17 protein-coding genes and 1 other RNA gene are annotated in these 15,665 nt (G+C 63.6%); 8 read left to right on the top strand and 10 right to left on the bottom strand.

Annotated elements, in window-relative coordinates; translation table 11 throughout:
- The first annotated feature begins 158 nt into the window (after positions 1 to 158).
- The 4 genes from JTF07_RS14485 (at position 159) to JTF07_RS14500 (ending at position 3,723) form a co-directional block, all read left to right on the top strand.
- Positions 159 to 584 carry a YciI family protein gene (locus JTF07_RS14485; protein ID WP_204234928.1) on the top strand — a complete coding sequence of 142 codons (426 nt, stop codon included), beginning with the start codon at positions 159 to 161 and terminating at the stop codon, positions 582 to 584.
- Positions 551 to 1,900 (top strand): RNA polymerase sigma factor, encoded by a 1,350-nt coding sequence (locus JTF07_RS14490; protein WP_204234929.1) that lies wholly within the window; start codon positions 551 to 553, stop codon positions 1,898 to 1,900. The genes JTF07_RS14485 and JTF07_RS14490 overlap by 34 nt, the downstream gene beginning before the upstream one ends.
- Before the next feature lie 64 nt (positions 1,901 to 1,964).
- An RNA gene (gene ffs, locus JTF07_RS14495) (signal recognition particle sRNA small type) lies at positions 1,965 to 2,060 on the top strand.
- A gap of 181 nt (positions 2,061 to 2,241) precedes the next feature.
- On the top strand, positions 2,242 to 3,723 hold the full coding sequence (locus JTF07_RS14500) for a L,D-transpeptidase (protein WP_204234930.1): 1,482 nt from the start codon (positions 2,242 to 2,244) through the stop codon (positions 3,721 to 3,723).
- A gap of 39 nt (positions 3,724 to 3,762) precedes the next feature.
- On the opposite strand, the gene JTF07_RS14505 is transcribed toward JTF07_RS14500, so the two are convergent.
- On the bottom strand, positions 3,763 to 4,791 hold the full coding sequence (locus JTF07_RS14505) for an iron-siderophore ABC transporter substrate-binding protein (protein WP_204234931.1): 1,029 nt from the start codon (positions 4,789 to 4,791) through the stop codon (positions 3,763 to 3,765).
- A 165-nt stretch (positions 4,792 to 4,956) separates the two neighbouring features.
- Here JTF07_RS14505 and JTF07_RS14510 point away from each other — a divergent pair, with 165 nt between their 5' ends.
- A complete protein-coding gene (locus JTF07_RS14510) occupies positions 4,957 to 5,307 on the top strand; it encodes a helix-turn-helix domain-containing protein (RefSeq protein ID WP_204234932.1) in 351 nt (116 codons plus the stop codon).
- A 31-nt stretch (positions 5,308 to 5,338) separates the two neighbouring features.
- Here JTF07_RS14510 and JTF07_RS14515 read toward each other — a convergent pair whose 3' ends face one another.
- From JTF07_RS14515 to JTF07_RS14535, 5 genes are all read right to left on the bottom strand, one after another.
- The gene (locus tag JTF07_RS14515; protein ID WP_204234933.1) at positions 5,339 to 5,626 is read right to left on the bottom strand and encodes an SHOCT domain-containing protein; all 288 of its coding nucleotides are present in this window, start codon (positions 5,624 to 5,626) and stop codon (positions 5,339 to 5,341) included.
- A 118-nt stretch (positions 5,627 to 5,744) separates the two neighbouring features.
- Positions 5,745 to 6,419, bottom strand: a complete 675-nt coding sequence (locus JTF07_RS14520; protein WP_204234934.1) for a response regulator transcription factor — start codon at positions 6,417 to 6,419, stop codon at positions 5,745 to 5,747.
- Positions 6,416 to 7,801, bottom strand: coding sequence for a sensor histidine kinase (locus JTF07_RS14525; protein WP_204234935.1), 1,386 nt, complete (start codon positions 7,799 to 7,801; stop codon positions 6,416 to 6,418). Before JTF07_RS14525 ends, JTF07_RS14520 begins: the two co-directional genes overlap by 4 nt.
- Positions 7,802 to 7,893: 92 nt before the next feature.
- Positions 7,894 to 8,475 (bottom strand): ClpP family protease, encoded by a 582-nt coding sequence (locus JTF07_RS14530; protein ID WP_204234936.1) that lies wholly within the window; start codon positions 8,473 to 8,475, stop codon positions 7,894 to 7,896.
- Positions 8,472 to 9,116 carry a ClpP family protease gene (locus tag JTF07_RS14535; RefSeq protein WP_204234937.1) on the bottom strand — a complete coding sequence of 215 codons (645 nt, stop codon included), beginning with the start codon at positions 9,114 to 9,116 and terminating at the stop codon, positions 8,472 to 8,474. The genes JTF07_RS14530 and JTF07_RS14535 overlap by 4 nt, the downstream gene beginning before the upstream one ends.
- A gap of 154 nt (positions 9,117 to 9,270) precedes the next feature.
- Here JTF07_RS14535 and JTF07_RS14540 point away from each other — a divergent pair, with 154 nt between their 5' ends.
- Together JTF07_RS14540 and JTF07_RS14545 are read left to right on the top strand one after the other, a co-directional pair.
- Positions 9,271 to 9,576, top strand: coding sequence for a hypothetical protein (locus tag JTF07_RS14540; RefSeq protein ID WP_204234938.1), 306 nt, complete (start codon positions 9,271 to 9,273; stop codon positions 9,574 to 9,576).
- A 176-nt stretch (positions 9,577 to 9,752) separates the two neighbouring features.
- Positions 9,753 to 10,568: a YidC/Oxa1 family membrane protein insertase gene (locus tag JTF07_RS14545; protein ID WP_204234939.1), complete on the top strand. Its 816-nt coding sequence runs from the start codon at positions 9,753 to 9,755 to the stop codon at positions 10,566 to 10,568.
- Between the two features lie 106 nt (positions 10,569 to 10,674).
- On the opposite strand, the gene JTF07_RS14550 is transcribed toward JTF07_RS14545, so the two are convergent.
- The 4 genes from JTF07_RS14550 to JTF07_RS14565 all read right to left on the bottom strand — a co-directional run bounded on the left by JTF07_RS14550 (position 10,675) and on the right by JTF07_RS14565 (position 15,510).
- Positions 10,675 to 13,227 carry an ATP-dependent Clp protease ATP-binding subunit gene (locus JTF07_RS14550; RefSeq protein ID WP_204234940.1) on the bottom strand — a complete coding sequence of 851 codons (2,553 nt, stop codon included), beginning with the start codon at positions 13,225 to 13,227 and terminating at the stop codon, positions 10,675 to 10,677.
- A 90-nt stretch (positions 13,228 to 13,317) separates the two neighbouring features.
- Complete coding sequence (locus tag JTF07_RS14555; protein WP_353843980.1) at positions 13,318 to 14,154, bottom strand: DUF3152 domain-containing protein; 837 nt, start codon at positions 14,152 to 14,154, stop codon at positions 13,318 to 13,320.
- Positions 14,155 to 14,200: 46 nt separating this feature from the next.
- Positions 14,201 to 14,869, bottom strand: coding sequence for a VOC family protein (locus JTF07_RS14560; protein ID WP_204234941.1), 669 nt, complete (start codon positions 14,867 to 14,869; stop codon positions 14,201 to 14,203).
- Complete coding sequence (locus tag JTF07_RS14565) at positions 14,857 to 15,510, bottom strand: VOC family protein (protein WP_204234942.1); 654 nt, start codon at positions 15,508 to 15,510, stop codon at positions 14,857 to 14,859. The genes JTF07_RS14560 and JTF07_RS14565 overlap by 13 nt, the downstream gene beginning before the upstream one ends.
- A gap of 82 nt (positions 15,511 to 15,592) precedes the next feature.
- Here JTF07_RS14565 and JTF07_RS20925 point away from each other — a divergent pair, with 82 nt between their 5' ends.
- Positions 15,593 to 15,649 (top strand): putative leader peptide, encoded by a 57-nt coding sequence (locus JTF07_RS20925; protein WP_353843990.1) that lies wholly within the window; start codon positions 15,593 to 15,595, stop codon positions 15,647 to 15,649.
- The last annotated feature ends 16 nt before the right edge of the window (positions 15,650 to 15,665 follow it).

Consider the following 15,665-nt stretch of genomic DNA (forward strand, 5'->3'; position numbering starts at 1 on the left):
TTGCCCTCACCTGCCTGACGCAGGTCGACCCGGTAGAGAGCATGCGGGCACAGAAAAATCTTCCCGCCGTGTGTCGATGCGGCATAAACTTGTTCGACGTAGTGCATGAGAGGGTCTCGACCGAGACTCTCTGAAACATTGCTGACTAAGGAGTCATCATGAAGTTCATGCTCATCATGCGCGCAGTCGACCAGGCCGCCGTGGACGCCTTCGAAGCCGCCGATTTCGAGAAGATCATCGCCGACATGGGCGCCTACAACGAATCCATGGTCAACGCCGGCGTCATGGCCGACGGCGCCGGACTCTCCGATGCCTCCGAAGGGGCAGTCGTCGATTTCAGTGAGGACGATCCCGTCGTCACGGACGGCCCCTATGGAGAATTGCGGGAGCTGTTCAACGGCTTCTGGATGGTCGAGGTCTCCTCACAGGAGGAAGCGATCGAGTGGGCCAAGCGGGCCCCTTTGGGCACCGGATCCCAGATCGAGGTGCGACGCGTCAATGGACCGGAGGACTTCCCTCAGGACAATGAGTGGATCCAGAAGGAACAGGAATGGATCACCGAAGGGAAACTGGCCGGCAGTTGACCAGTGCCCCAGCCGATGACACCGATGCGGTTCACCGGGCCATCGCCGCGACGTGGCGGATCGAGGCAGCGAAGATCATCGCGGCTCTGACCCGCTACGTCGGCGATTTCGGGCTCGCCGAGGATCTCGCCCAGGAAGCAGTGACCGATGCGCTGTCCCAGTGGCCGAAATCCGGAGTTCCGGCTAACCCGGCCGCGTGGCTGACCACGGTTGCCAAACGTCGGGCAATCGATTCGTGGCGAAGGCGAGAGCGACTCGACGCTCGTCTGGCGAAGCTTGCCGGGGAGCTCGAAAGCCGTCAGGACGCGGACGTGGGCGGTCTCCCCTGGGATCCGGACGACATCGAGGACGATGTACTCCGTCTCGTCTTCATCGCCTGTCATCCAGTACTCGGTCGCGGCGCCCAGCTCGCGCTCACCCTGCGGGTTGTGGGCGGCCTCTCCAGCGAACAGATCGCCCGGGCGTTCCTCATTCCAGTCTCGACAGTGCAGCAGCGCATCGTCCGGGCGAAGCGGGCCCTGGCAGATGCCCAGGTTCCCTTCGAGCTTCCAGCGGCCGACGAGCAGCCGGAGCGGCTGAAGGGAGTGCTCGGGGTCCTCTATCTCATGTTCGCAGAGGGACACGTGACAACCTCCGGACCCGACTGGATGCGTCCAGAACTGGCGATGGAGGCTCTCCGCCTGACCCGTGTGACTGCCGGTCTGCTCCCACACGATCCGGAGGTCCACGGTCTCGTCGCCCTCATGGCCTTCACCGCGGCCAGATTCCCTGCCCGCCTGGGGGCAGATGGTGAGCCGATCCTGCTAGCCGATCAGGACCGATCGAAATGGGATCGCTCGCTCATACGCCTCGGCTCTCGCAGTCTTGGGACCGCACAGGGTCTCCGCACTGCACTCGGCCCCTATACGCTCCAAGCCATGATCGCTTGGTGCCATGCCGAAGCCAGAAGCATTGAGGCCACCGATTGGGTGCGCATTGCGTCCCTCTATGACATGCTCAACCGAGCCGTCCCCTCACCTGTCACTCAACTCAACCAGGCGATCGCGATCGCCGAAGCGCATGGCCCAGCACGCGCTCTCAGCCTCGTCGATGACATCGACTCCACCGGAGCACTTGGGAAATTTCACCTTGTTTCCAGCGTGCGCGGTGAGCTCCTGTCGCGCCTCGGCAGGGATCAGGAGGCGCGAGGCGAATTCGAACGCGCGGCGTCCCTGACGACCAATGGCCGAGAACGCGAGGTCCTCCTCGCCAAGATTCGCAGAATTGAGAGCCGGCCGGCAGAGAGCACCGACAAGGCCGATCGTGGACGTCGATGAAGCACTGGCAACTGATCCAGCCGCCTCGTTTTGTGCCTCGAGGATGCTCTCGACTACACTGATCGATGGCTCCCCGTGCGGCGTCATCTTGTGAACTCCCCCAGGGCCGGAAGGCAGCAAGGGTAAGCGAGCTCTGGCGGGTGCACGGGGAGTCCTTCGTTTCTCAAGGTCACAATTCCACAACTCCCCCTCCCCTATGTCAGTCCAGGTCAGGACCACTCTCAACGGCGAGAAATGGGCAGTTCCCGAGGATTTCAGGCAGTGCTTTAATACTTTCGTGATTTGGCTTCACTAACATGGTCGGCAGCTCTCATCCCTTTGCTCGAACGAGGATCCCTGTTTTGTCACCCAAGAAGATTCACGGGGCGCTTGCTGCCCTATCGGCACTCGCTCTGCTCACAGCCTGTACCCCCTCTGGCTCTGACCCTGATGCCACCCGCGATGCTGAGAAATCCGCCCAGGCCGTTGCCGAACCCATCTTCCGAGTCGGCACCGTCTCCGAGGGCGAGGCAGCGAAGTCCTCTGCGCAGGGATCTTCAGCGAAGACGTCCGGATCCACCTCGTCGGCCGAGCCGACCGACACCAAGTCTCCCGGCCCGGGACAGAACGGCGAAGTCGTCGAATCCGGAGCAGACTCCACAGCTGCACCGGGTGAGCGCGTCAGTCTCAGCGTCGAGAACGCGACGCTCAGCGATATTTCGATCATCGAGTCCGAACACCCCAGAATCACGTCTGACCTCGGTGTCTTCTTCGACACAGCTGGGGCCGAACTCAAGGCAGCCGATCAGAGCCAGAAGTCCTCTGATGAGGCGGGCACCTCGTCGCCGAGCGAAAGCGCTGCAACCGAGGCCGCTGCGAAGAAGGACTACGCCAAGGACAAACACTCCGTCATCGCTCCCGACGACGCTGCGGCTTGGGTTTCGGCCTACGACCTGGTCGCTGACAGCACCTACGAGTTATCGGCCACAGCCACCTCGGCGGATGGAGAGGAACACGACTTCACGTCCACGGTCAAGGTAGCAGCCGGCGACGCCTCACCGATGTCCGTGCGCACGACCCTCTCAGATGACCAGACCGTGGGCGTCGGCGCCCCGATCATCCTCAGCTTCGGCTCCACTGTGAGCAAGCAGTACCGTGACGATGTCGAGCGCCGCCTGACGGTCGATGTCACCGACAACGACGGCAAGAAGCGCAAGGTCGAGGGCTCATGGGCTTGGCTGCCCGATGATCCGCAGTCTCGTCTGCACTTCCGCCCCAAGGACTTCTGGCCCGCGCATTCGAAGGTCTCCGTCGATGCGCCCCTGAAGAACGTCCCCACCACGGCGAAGACGGTGGGCCAGAACGACCTCACACTCGACTTCGACATCGGCCGCAAGCAGATCGTCAAGGCCGATGCCAAGTCTCACCGCATGGTCGTCACCCGCGATGGCAAAGAGGTGATGAACTTCCCCGCCTCACTGGGTGCGGCGAAGTCTCCGTCCTACAACGGAACCCATGTGGTCATGTCGAAGTCGGCAGACTACACGATGACCTCCGAACAGTGGGACTACGAAACCGACGTGCGCTGGGCCGTGCGCATCCACAACAACGGAGAATTCGTTCACGCCGCTCCCTGGTCGACAGGGGTCCAAGGATCGGCGAACGTCTCCCACGGCTGCATCAACCTGTCGACAGCGCGCGCCAAGCAGTACTACGACTCGGCGATCTTCGGCGATCCGGTCGAGATCACAGGTTCGAATGTCAGCCTGTCCACCGCCGCCAGCGACATCTCCGACTGGGTCTACGACTGGGACGACTGGAAGAAGATGAGCGCACTCGACTGATTGTCTGCAGTGCGCCCACCTGGGGTCCCCGTGTGAGTTCTACTTCTTGGCCTTCTTCGCCGCCTTGTCAATCATCGGGACGTAGCGTTCGAGCGCCCAGGGAACGGTGAGCGGATTGATGATCGAGGAAGCGGTGACGAAAGCCTGTTCTTCGGGAACGACTACCGCACCGGACTTGATTGCCGGAATATTGGAGTACACACTCTGTGACTCGATCTCCTTCCTGCTCTTCTCATCGGAGTAGAAGGTGAAGATGAGATCAGAGTCGTCGAGCTTGTCGGCGTTCTCGAGTCCGATGAGAGCCGAGTCCGTGCCCGGAGCATCGTAGTTCTTCTTGAGCTTGTTGATGATGGGATCGGGGGTCAGGCCCAGCGCCGAGACCATCGCCACCCGCTGCTCATCGGGGTAGAAGACGCCGAGGGTACCCGGTCCGTCATTGTAGATGTAGGAGAATGTGAGTCCCTCGTATTCGGACCGCTTGGCCTCGGAGAGCTGCGTCTTGATGTCGTCGACAAGCCCCTCGGACTCCTTCTCCTGACCCAGTGCCTTGCCGATGGTGGTGATCTGCTCATCCCATTCGATGGTCCAGGGCTGCTTGGGGTAGGCAACCGTGGGTGCGATGGCGTCGAGCTGCTTGTACTGATCGGCGGTGACGCCGGACCACGGCGCGAGGATCACATCAGGTTCGAGCTCGGCGACGGCTTCGACGTCAAGCTCCGTATCTCCCTGGAACTGTGTGGGAAGCTTGTCCCCCTTCTCCTTCACCGCCTCATGGATCCACGGCATATAGCCGGTGTCATCGCTGCCCCAGGCGTATTCCTCCATGCCGACGGGGGTCTTGCCCAAAGCAATGGCTGTCTCGGTCGAACCCTGGCCGAGGGTCACGACGCGCTTCGGTTCGGCCTCGATGACGGCCTTGCCCAGCGCATGTTCGATCGTGACGGTCTGGAAGTCGCTTGAGGCCGACTTCTCCGCATCCGCCGGTCCCTGGCTGCAGGCGCTCGCGCTGAAGGCGAGTGTGACGATGGTGCCTATGGCCATGGCCCGGCGAGAGAGATGAGCTGACATTCCTGCCCTTTCGACTGTGGGGATCGCGGTCGACCCCTCGACATGAACATAGGACAGCCTAACTTAACCTTGTGGTGTCGGTGCAACTCGACTGGCTCAGCGGCAATTCGTCTGCTCAGAGCAGAAACCCGTGCCACTGCAGCCGAACGCTCCTAGGATCGCATCATGGAACCACTTCGAGTCACGGACGGACAAGGTGATCAGGCCCCGGCACTGCTGTGGCGCGAGACTCTCGGACGGGTGCTGCGGCTGCGGCGCACCGAGCTGGCCCTGACCTTGGCACAGGTGTCGCGACGCTCGGGAGTGTCAACCCAATACCTGTCAGAGGTCGAGCGCGGCCTCAAGGATCCATCGTCGGAGGTCATCGAGGCGATCGCCGTGGTTCTCGGCCTCGCACTCCCTCAGGTCCTCGTTCTCGCTGCGTCGTCCATGACGAGAGCTGCGCCCGCGTTCGCAGTCAACGGGCACTCAGTCCCGCTCAGCGGTGGGCGGGCGCAGCTCTCACTCGTCGCCTGATCCCACAGACCGGTCAGCTCAGTTCATCGGCTCAACTCGTCCCGGAATCGAGCTGGTTGGTTCTCAGCACTTCGAGCCGTGCCCGATACTCGGCCTCGTCGATATCGCCTTGGGCGAACCGCTCAGACAGGGTCGCCTCCGCGTTCTTCGTCGATCCGAAACGGCCCTGAGCATCTGCCCAGGGTGGTCCCCCTGCTTGGCGCCAGCGACGCCGGTTGAGCGTGACGATGAGGGTGACGACCAATCCGATGATGAGCACCCAGAAGATCGGGATGAGGAAGAAGAGCGGCCAGGCCGCGGGTCCGTGTTCCATGTGCATGATGCCTCCTTGTCAGGAATCCACGTCGCTCGTGGATATGGCATCCATCCTTCGCCGGCGGGCGCCACGGCGAATCCCCCACCGGGAGTCACTTCGAGTACTCGCTGGGGATGAGCTTCTACTGGTCGCGCATCCACCCCGGGGAGACCAACCCGGATTCATAGGCGAGCACGACCAGATGGACCCTGTCTCGTACGGCAGTTTTGGTCATGATGCGCGAGACATGAGTCTTCGCCGTCAGCGGGGAGAGGACCAGCCGGCCGGCGATCTCGTCGTTCGACAGCCCCTGGCCGACAAGGGTGAGGACCTCGCGTTCTCGCTGTGTCAGCACGTCGAGATGCTTTGCCGGCTCCGCCCGCAGGCCCAGGGACATCCTCGACAAGAGGTATCTGGTCACCTCGGGCGAGAGCAGCGCCTCACCCTCGGCAACGACACGCACCGCTCTGATCAGGTCGACCGGCTCAGTGTCCTTGAGCAGGAATCCGCTGGCACCTGCCCTGACCGCGCGCACGATGTACTCGTCGAGGCCGAAGGTCGTCACCAGCACGACCCGCACGTGGCCGAGGCCTGGATCGGCTGCGATCGCCTCGGTAGCCCACAGTCCGTCACCGCCTGGCATCCGGATGTCCATGAGCACGACGTCGACCGGCGTCGCTGCCAGCTTCTCCAGCAACTCTTCCCCACCGGAGGCCTGCACGCGCACGCTGATGCCCGGTTCCGCGTCCAACAGCGAGGCGAAGCCGGCGCGGACCAGCTGGTGGTCATCGGCGATCGCCACCGAGATATCGCTCATACCTGAGCCTGCCGATCCGATCGTCCGTGTCTGCTGGTCCAGGGCAGCTGGACGCTGATGTGCGTGCCCTCCCCGCCTGCCGAGGTGATCTCGAAGGTTCCGTCGAGGAGCTTGGTCCGCTCCCGCATCCCAATGATTCCGGTGCCCGAGTCGTCGTTTCGCCCGAGGCCTGCTTCGTCGGTTCCGTGGCCATCGTCGCCGATCTCGATGTGCAGGTACTCGCCGTCACGGGAAACTCTGACGTGCGCCTGAGTGGCGTGAGCGTGGCGGACCACATTCGTCAGCGCCTCCTGCACGATCCGGTAGGCAGCCGCATCGGTCGCACTGCCGGGGTTCTCTCGAGTGCCGTCGGCTCTGAGTTCGCGCCTGTCATCGAGGTGGATGGATGGTCGCCCCGTCATCGCCACGATGAGTGCCGGCAGATCGTCGAGTCCAGGCACTGGAGCCAGCGGCTTGGCCCTCCCTTCGCCGACTGTGCCTTCGCCGATGCTGACCGAGCCGGGCTCGGCGGCGTCCGAGCGCATCGTGTGGAGCACGGAGCGGACCTCGTTGAGTCCCGTTCGGCTCAGCTCCTTGATCGCGGCGAGCGCGCGTCTGGCCTGCTCAGGGTCGCGGTCGATGAGATGTTCGCCCACACCAGCCTGCACGTTGATCTGAGACAGCGAATGGCCCAGCACATCGTGCAGGTCTCTGGCGATGCGCAGCCTTTCGGCCTCAATCACCTCGTGGTGTCGGGCCTGCGCTTCCTCGGCCGCAATCCTCCGGCGCTCGCGCCTGCGTCGGGCGAAGGCTCCGATGCTCAGAGCAATGAGCAGACCGATCGTCGCGGAGGCCACACGCCCCACCGACCAGTCGACGTCGAGGAAGGAGCCGAGCAGCAGGGCGCCCAACCAGACACTCGTGGCCGAGGCGATGGCCCAGATCTGATGGCCTCGGACCATGGCCACGACGAGAGCGAAGAGGAACGCCGCATAGAACGGTGTCATCTCAGGTCCGGTGAGCCCCTGCTCCCACGTTCCGTCCGGGCCCTCCCCTGACCAGGGACGATTGCGTGGACCGTGGGCCCACACACCGGAAAGGCTGGATCGTGCCAGTACGGCCCACACGACGATGTCGACCAGCGTCAGCCCGGCGATGATCGCGACTCTCGGGCCCGGCCAGCGTGCGCACAACAGGAAGATCACTGGGGACAGCAGGGCCACTGCGATGCGCACACCGCCGCCCAGAGCATCGGCACCCCCATACGTGGCCATGAACACGGCGACGGGCAGCTGCAGCAGCAGGGTCAGGACGCTGAGTGCAACCAGGCGCAGTCGAGGTCGGACACGACGATCGAAATCGGGGTCGCTCGCCTCAGCGGGGGCACGCCTGGATCGGCTCATCCTCCGATCGTAGTCACTGTTGCCGGATTCGGCGTCGTACCACGGGAGTATCCGACTGGACTTCCCGCGGAGTACGGCTGCCCGGGAACACCTCAGAGGATCTGGTCGACGAGGCCGAAGTCCCGGGCCGCCTGCGCATCGAGGACGAGGTCCCGGTCGAGGTCGGCATGGATCTGCTCCACGCTGCGCCCGGTCCCCTGCGCCAGCATCTGCTCGACCTCACGTCGTTGCCGGGCGATCTCGTCGGCAGCGACGATGAGATCGGGGATTGCTCCGCGTGCACCCTCGGCATGGGGTTGGCGCAGCACCGCTCGAGCATGTCCGAGCATCGAACGCTGACCGGGTTCTCCGGCTGCCAGGAGCACTGCGGCATCAGCGGCCGCCTGCCCCACACAGATAGTCGCCACCGGTGCCCCGATGTGGTGCATCGCATCGTAGATGGCGGTCATGGCCGTCAGCGATCCGCCCGGTGAGTTGATGTACAACTGGATCGGAAGTTCGCGGCTGCTGGCCTCGAGGTGGAGCAGCTGCGCGATGACGGTGTTGGCCACCCCGTCGTCGATCGGCACACCCAGGTAGATGATGCGGTTGCCGAGGAGGTGGGAATACACATCGACGATCTTCTCCCCGCCACCTGAGCGGTCAACGACATTCGGAATCGTGTACTGGCTCATGGCGCACCGATACCGCCGCGCAGATCGGCTGGGGAGTCGACGACGCGGTCGATGAGCCCGTAGTCGAGCGCCTGCTCGGCGGTGAACCATCGATCACGCAGGGAATCCTCGAAGATGCGCTCATAGGTCTTCCCCGTCGCCTCGGCGATGCGGTGCAGGACCGAGTCGCGGACGTTGCGCAGATCCCCGGACTGCAGTTCGATGTCGGCGGCGGCACCCCCGATGCCCGAAGACCCCTGGTGCAGGAGGATCCTGGCGTGGGGCAGGGCGAGTCGCCTGCCGGGCGTGCCCATCATGAGCACGAACTGCCCCGCCGAGGCGGCCCACCCGAACGCCACCGTGACCACATCATTGGGCAGAGTTTCGATCGTGTCGGCGATCGCGTGCATCATCGGCACCGACCCGCCGGGCGAGTTGATCCACAGGTGGATGTCGCTGTGAGGATCCTCTGCGGAGAGGAGGACGAGGCGGGAGATGATCTCCATGCCGTTCTCATCACGCAGCTCCCCGTTGAAGACGACCGAGCGATAGGCGTAGAGCATTCTCTGGGATTCGGGGATGAGCGTCGGTGTGGGGGCGTCCTCCTGGTCGCCCCACCTCGGCGGGCTGGGGAGATTTCTGGTGTCGATTCGTGTGTTCATGTCACCACTGTGGCCCTCGCTTCGCCGGGAGGGAAGGTGTGTCCGCTCCAAGCGGGAGTGTGCCGCTGTGAGCGGACAGCGCCGCCTTCCCCGACGACGTACAGTGCCGTCGTGATAAAATCAAGCGACGATTTCAACTGGAAGGTCGACCGGAATGCTGCTGAACCTGTGGATGACAGTTCAGTTCATCGTGGTGCTGTTGAGCGCCGATGTCGATTCGGTCATTCCCCAGTCGTCCATGCATCTGATCGTCCTCGTGCTTCTGGGCGCGGTACTGCTGTCACCGGTAGCGCCCTGGGCGGCAAACGCTCTCATCAGGTCTCTGTCCCTAGCTCCCCACGGCCCCTGGATGCGACGTGAGCGAACCGAAGTTCGCGAATTCCGCATACCTGAGGAACCCGGGACTCCGGGCACCGCGCAAGCCAGGGCTCCTTCCTTCGTCGTTCGCTCCTTCGCCTGAACGACGACTCCATCGCCCTGCTCTGAAGCACGGTCTCTGACGTCACTCCTGTCTGCTCCTTGAGAGTCTGCCCCTGGTGTCGCCATGCGTCGTTCCGTCCATGAACCCCCATGACGACATCACCACTGCTGCCTGCATGCTTATGCGCATCGGCGGCGCCCAGGAGGGCCCTCACCATGAACATCTACGAATTTCCACCCATTGAACTGCTCGTCAACGCCGCCTATTGGGTCGTCACCTGGCTCACGACCCTGCTCGAACCACTGGCGGGCAGCGCAAGCGCCGCGTTGGCCATCGTGGTGCTGACACTCGTCGTCCGCGCCGTCCTCATCCCCGTTGGCCTGTCACAGGTCAGGGCCGGAATCACTCGACGTCGACTGGCGCCGAAGATCTCCGAGCTGCAGACCCGACACAAGAAGAATCCCGATCTCATGCAGCAGAAGATCATGGAGCTCTACAAGGAGGAGAAGGCCTCCCCGATGGCCGGCTGCCTGCCCGTGCTCGCTCAGATGCCGGTGCTCATGGCCGTCTACGGCATCTTCATCCAATCCACGATCGGCGGGCATGCGAATGAACTCCTCGATCATTCGCTGCTGGGCATCCCCCTCAATGCCGGCTTCGTCGGTCTCCTGGGAGACGGGGATCTGACGGTGGTCAGCATTGCGGTCTTCGCAGTCATCGTCGTGACCATCACTGTCGTCGCCGCCCTGTCGCGGCATCTTCTGACCCCTGACATGCCGCAGACGCCGCCGGTCCAGGCTTCGACTTCCGATGGACCCGCTATGCCGGACCTCTCAGGCGTGACGAGGATGCTGAGCTTCTTGCCGTTCATGACGGCGGTCATCGCCCTGTTCGTGCCGCTGGCGGCCACACTCTATCTCATGACGACGACAGCATGGACCTTGGCAGAGCGTCTCGTACTCAACCGCGCCTTCAAGGTCGACGAGCAGGACGAGACCCTGCCGAAGGCGCAGAGCAGCTCGGCTGCCTGAGCGAACCGCTGCACGGTCACGAGACGGAAACAGGGCCGGACCGGAAGACATCGCTTCCGATCCGGCCCTGTGCCGTGCAGGTGATCACCCTGCAGGCGGCTCTGACTCAGGCTGCCACGGGGACCTCGGCAGGGCCCGCGATCACGCGCAGCGCTCCGTCTTCAACGGTGGCGCTGACGGTTCCGCCCTCTGACACCGCCTCGTTGACGAGAAGTTCCGCGATGCGGTCGTCGAGCTCACGCTGAATCACACGCCGCAGCGGACGAGCACCGAACTCGGGTTCGTATCCGGCGTCGGCCAGCCATTCCACAGCATCCTCGGACACGCTCAGGCTGATGTCCTGGTGTGCCAGACGCTGCACCGACTGCTCCAGCTGGAGTCGGACGATGACGCGCAGCTGCTCACGGTCGAGCCGAGAGAACATCACGGTCTCGTCGATCCGGTTGAGGAACTCGGGGCGCATGACTTCCTTGAGCTTGCCCATCACCTTCGCACTCAGGTCCTTCTCCGTGACCTTCGCATCGGTGGAGCTGAAGCCCAGCGGGGTGCTGCCGGCCATGAACTCGGAGCCCAGATTACTCGTCATGATGACGACGGTGTTCCGGAAGTCCACGGTTCTCCCCTGTCCGTCGGTCAGACGACCGTCGTCGAGGACCTGGAGCAGCAGATTGAATGCGTCCGGGTGGGCCTTCTCGACCTCGTCGAGCAGGATCACCGAATACGGCTTCCGCCGGACCTGTTCGGTGAGCTGACCAGCTTCGTCGTAGCCGACGTAGCCCGGAGGCGAACCTACCAGGCGCGATACGGTGTGACGCTCGCCGAACTCACTCATATCGAACCGGATCATCGCCGACTCGTCGTCGAAGAGGGTCGCGGCCAGAGACTTGGCCAATTCTGTCTTGCCCACGCCCGTGGGACCCAGGAAGAGGAAGCTGCCGATGGGACGGTTCGGGTCCCCCATGCCCATCTGTGACCGGCGAACGGCCTTGGACACTGCGGTCACCGCATCGTCCTGGCCGATGACTCGACCATGCAGGACCTCTTCGAGTTTAGCCAGTTTGGCCTTCTGTCCCTGAGTCATGTTTCCTGCCGGGATTCCCGTGGCACGGGACACGACCTGTGCGATCTGGTCAGCGTCGACGACGCCGGGATCGGCGTGGGCCTGCGCCTGCGCCGCGGCTTCGTCCGAGTTCTCGGCTGCATGCAGCTTCTCCCCAAGACTCATGATCTCGTCGCGGAGTTCCCCTGCGCGCTCGTAGTTCTCTTCGCCGATGGCGGTGCTCTTCTCGGTTTCGAGCCGCTCGATCTCTGTCCGCAGAGCGCGGGCATCGATCGTGGGACCACGACGCAGCGACAGACGAGCTCCCGCCTGATCGATGAGGTCGATCGCCTTGTCCGGCAGGAACCGATCGTTGATGTAGCGGTCGGAGAGCTCCACCGAAGCGCGGATCGCCTCAGGTGTGTACGTCACATTGTGGTGTTCGGCGTAGCGACCTTTGAGCCCGTCGAGGATGGCCACAGCATCCTCGATGTTCGGTTCTCCCACGCGCACCGGCTGGAATCGACGTTCGAGAGCTGTGTCCTTCTCGATCGTGCGGTATTCCTTGAGAGTGGTCGCACCGAGCAGGTGCAGATCTCCTCGGGCCAGCCTGGGCTTGAGGATGTTGCCGGCGTCCATCGAGTTGGATTCGCCGTTGCCGCCGGCACCGACGAGGGTGTGGAGCTCATCGACGAAGACGATCATCTCGCCGTCTTCGGCGATCTCGTCGAGTGCACCTGTCAGACGCTCCTCGAAGTCGCCGCGGTAGCGTGTGCCTGCGAGCATTCCCGGCAGATCGAGTGCGATGACCCGTTTGCCAGACAGCTGCGCCGGGATTTCGCCGCTGTGGATGGCCTGAGCCAGTCCTTCGGCGATCGCGGTCTTGCCGACACCTGCCTCGCCGAGGAGCACCGGGTTGTTCTTGGTGCGGCGGGCCAGGATCTCGATCGTCTCCTGAATCTCATCAGCTCGTCCGATCACCGGGTCGAGCTCACCATCAGCAGCCAGAGCCGTGAGATCCGTGCCGAAGCGCTGGAGCATGGTCTCTTCCGACTGGCCTGCTCCGGGACCGCCTTGCGGATCGCCGGCCTCTGCAGCTTCGGCTCCGGCCTGCAGCCGCTCCTGCGTCACGCCTGCCTGGGCGAGGATGCGACCGGCAGGCATCTCATGGTTGAGCACGAAGGCGAAGAACAGGTGCTCCGGGTCGACATAGGTCGAACCGAATGCCCGAGCCACCTGATAGGCGTCGAGCAGCGCACGCTGGCCCGAGCCGGTGAGAGTGAGCGCACCCTCGGACCTCGTGTTCGATGATGCGGGCAGGCGCTCCTCCACGGCGTGGGCGACCTGTTCGGGGTCTGCTCCCGCCTGGCGGATGGCGGTGACGCCCGGTTCGTTCTCAGCCATAGTGCGCAGAATGTGGAGCGCATCGACCTCGGACTGACCATGCTCTCTGGCATAGTCGGCGGCGTTGTCGATGACCTCATGACTGCGCTTGCTCAGCAGCTTGTTGATGTCGACGCTGCGCCCCTGGCGTGAACCCTGCTGTCCCTGCAGGAAGCGAGCGAGGAACTCGTCGAACGAGTCGCCGCCGGAACCCGCGGGTCCGAAGAATGTGGCCAATCTGACCTCCTGTTGAAACTTGAGCGTGTACGACTCAATCAACGATGAAGGCGATGGTCTTATTCCCGAGTGCCGTCCTCGACTTCCCGACTAGCCCTTCGAGGGCCAGCCATTGGGCTCACAGCCTTGCAGTCCCTTGGTCTGCTGCTGCATGAGCGGAGCGGTCTCACCCGGCCCCGGGCAGGATTCATGGCCGTGGCCCAGCGCGTGGCCGACCTCATGGTTGATGAGGTACTGGCGATACTGAGTGGTGTCATCGAACTCATCGGTGGCAGACACCCAGCGCTTGGCGTTGAGGATGACGTCATTGCCGTTGCGGCAGGAGAGTTTGCCCAGGGTCCGCAGCGGCAGGCACATCGAGTCCACGGTGTCGGGGCTGGCGATGGAGATCATCGCATCCTCACCCTCGTCGACCATTTCAATCGACACATCGTCCAGATCCTGCCAGCCGCGTTCGTCCTGGAGCGTCTTGATGATGAAGGCGCCAGCCTCGTCGACGTCGATCGGCAGATTGTCCTCAACGCGCAGCGCGACCTTGAAGGTCTTGCCCTGATCCCGGTTGGGTCCGGCCTCCTTCTTCGGTCGGTCCCACTCGCCGCTGCCCGTCATATCGATGTCGGACTCACTCACACCGGCGGCACCCGCGGAATCAACGTCGGGCTCAGCGGACTTGCTGGGCGCCGGAGACGTCGCCGGCGACGTCGACTCACTCGGCTGCGCAGAGGCCGAGTTCCCACCGGACGCGACCGTCTCGCTCGAGGACGGTGCAGACCTGGCCTCCTGCCCCGAGTCCGGCGCGCAGGCACTGAGCACGATGAGCAGGGATGCAGCAACGGCCGCCGAGGAGGCCCTCAGCCGACGCGAGGCGCCCGACGACGATCGAGGCAAGTGCAGTGGACCTAGTGAGTTGCGAGGAGTTGGCGACACTCTGCCGAGTCTAGCGTTTCACCACGCAATCCCTGCTGACTTTCGCTCAGAACTCGAGCACACCGCCGGGACCGCGCAGACGTGCGTGCAGCCGGTACTCCTTGCCTTCGACGACCTGAGCATCACCGGCACCGAGCACATCGAGGACACGACGGGTATCCTCGGCGTCTGGGGATTCGATGGTGAACTCGAGGAGCTCCACCGACGGCAGGGACGCCTCGGCGGGGTGGGTCGACTCGCCCCAGTCGATGAGGAAGGGCTGGGTGCCCGTGCTCGGCAACGGAGACCGAGAAGTCAGACGCCATTCGAGCAGCGTGCCGTCAGCGGTCTCTCGGGACATGTCACGGACCTCGCCGAAGTCGATCCCTTCGGTATTGGCCCCGGCAACCTTCGCGAGGAAGGCATGTGGGTGGATCGCCCAGGTCTGCAGCGTCAGGCCCTGCGCCAGATGCGCATCCAAAGGCAGGATGCCGTCTGCCGGTGGCTTCTGCTGTGCGTCCGGACCCAGAATCTCAAGGTAGGTATGAGCGCCGGCGTCCCAGCCTGCTGGGACGAGACCGACAAGATAGTTCGCGGTTCCACGGCCGGGGTGACTTCCGCCGGCGACCGCGCGGACTCCGGTGAGGCGCTCGAATTCAGCTGCCCCGGCTTCGAGCTCAGGCACCGTGATGATGAGGTGGTCAAGATTGGCGGGAATCGTACTCAGATCGTCCATGATCCACCGGGACCTTTCAATGTGGCGTGCAGGGTTTCTGTGACTCCTGCCTCAACCTCGATGGTAGCCCCCAAGGATCGCAGAACTCTGGATGTTGTGTCCACATCTGGGCTCGTCGCCCAGAACCGCTCGAGGCGAACAGCGGGCATCGCCTGCCGTGCGGGATGCGGAGAATCCTTCCAATCGATGAGGAAGGGCTGGATTCCACCCAGTGCCAGCGGTGTCCGCCGCGTCAGCCTCCATTCGAGAAGCATGCCCTCAGGGGTGCGGCGGGACATGTCGTGAACCTCGCCGAGGTCGATGTGCGGTTCGATTGATCGTGCGGCTGAGGTGACGAGTCCGTCGAAGTCGGCCGGGTGGATCGCCCACCGCTGCACAGTGGGCTCGGTGATCCCCGTCAGACGCGAAGCCGCGAGCGCTGGATCCTGTTCGGGGTCGGGGCCGAGGATCTCAAGGTAGATATCGCGGCTGACTCCTGCACCGACCCCCTCGAGACCAAGCAGAGCATTAGCCGTACCCAGGCCCGGATGAGCACCCCCAGGAATAGCTTCCACACCGAGTATGTTGTGATATTGCTCAACACTTTCAGCGAGATTGGGCACGGCAATGACGAGATGATCGAATTCCGAAGGCAGCGACATGACTCAATGTTAAGCGATCAGATTGACGCTCAGCATGCCGATGCGCTTAACTCAAAATATGCAGACACTCCCAGGGGCTCGAATGCTGTGGCGTCGGATCCACATAGATCTCAAAAGGCTCACCAGCTCCAATTGTTGAGCACCTGACCAGACCC

This window comes from Brevibacterium sp. RIT 803 (assembly GCF_016892625.1).
In the GTDB taxonomy this organism is placed as follows: domain Bacteria; phylum Actinomycetota; class Actinomycetes; order Actinomycetales; family Brevibacteriaceae; genus Brevibacterium.

Excerpts from the sequence above, each read along its gene's own strand:
- JTF07_RS14535 (WP_204234937.1), bottom strand. The coding sequence starts at position 9,116 with ATGAACACACGAATCGACACCAGAAATCTCCCCAGCCCGCCGAGGTGG.
- JTF07_RS14545 (WP_204234939.1), top strand. The coding sequence starts at position 9,753 with ATGAACATCTACGAATTTCCACCCATTGAACTGCTCGTCAACGCCGCC.
- JTF07_RS14540 (WP_204234938.1), top strand. The coding sequence starts at position 9,271 with ATGCTGCTGAACCTGTGGATGACAGTTCAGTTCATCGTGGTGCTGTTG.
- JTF07_RS14530 (WP_204234936.1), bottom strand. The coding sequence starts at position 8,475 with ATGAGCCAGTACACGATTCCGAATGTCGTTGACCGCTCAGGTGGCGGG.
- JTF07_RS14560 (WP_204234941.1), bottom strand. The coding sequence starts at position 14,869 with ATGGACGATCTGAGTACGATTCCCGCCAATCTTGACCACCTCATCATC.
- JTF07_RS14520 (WP_204234934.1), bottom strand. The coding sequence starts at position 6,419 with ATGAGCGATATCTCGGTGGCGATCGCCGATGACCACCAGCTGGTCCGC.
- JTF07_RS14485 (WP_204234928.1), top strand. The coding sequence starts at position 159 with ATGAAGTTCATGCTCATCATGCGCGCAGTCGACCAGGCCGCCGTGGAC.
- JTF07_RS14515 (WP_204234933.1), bottom strand. The coding sequence starts at position 5,626 with ATGCACATGGAACACGGACCCGCGGCCTGGCCGCTCTTCTTCCTCATC.
- JTF07_RS14490 (WP_204234929.1), top strand. The coding sequence starts at position 551 with ATGGATCACCGAAGGGAAACTGGCCGGCAGTTGACCAGTGCCCCAGCC.
- JTF07_RS14505 (WP_204234931.1), bottom strand. The coding sequence starts at position 4,791 with ATGTCAGCTCATCTCTCTCGCCGGGCCATGGCCATAGGCACCATCGTC.
- JTF07_RS14565 (WP_204234942.1), bottom strand. The coding sequence starts at position 15,510 with ATGTCGCTGCCTTCGGAATTCGATCATCTCGTCATTGCCGTGCCCAAT.
- JTF07_RS14510 (WP_204234932.1), top strand. The coding sequence starts at position 4,957 with ATGGAACCACTTCGAGTCACGGACGGACAAGGTGATCAGGCCCCGGCA.
- JTF07_RS14525 (WP_204234935.1), bottom strand. The coding sequence starts at position 7,801 with ATGAGCCGATCCAGGCGTGCCCCCGCTGAGGCGAGCGACCCCGATTTC.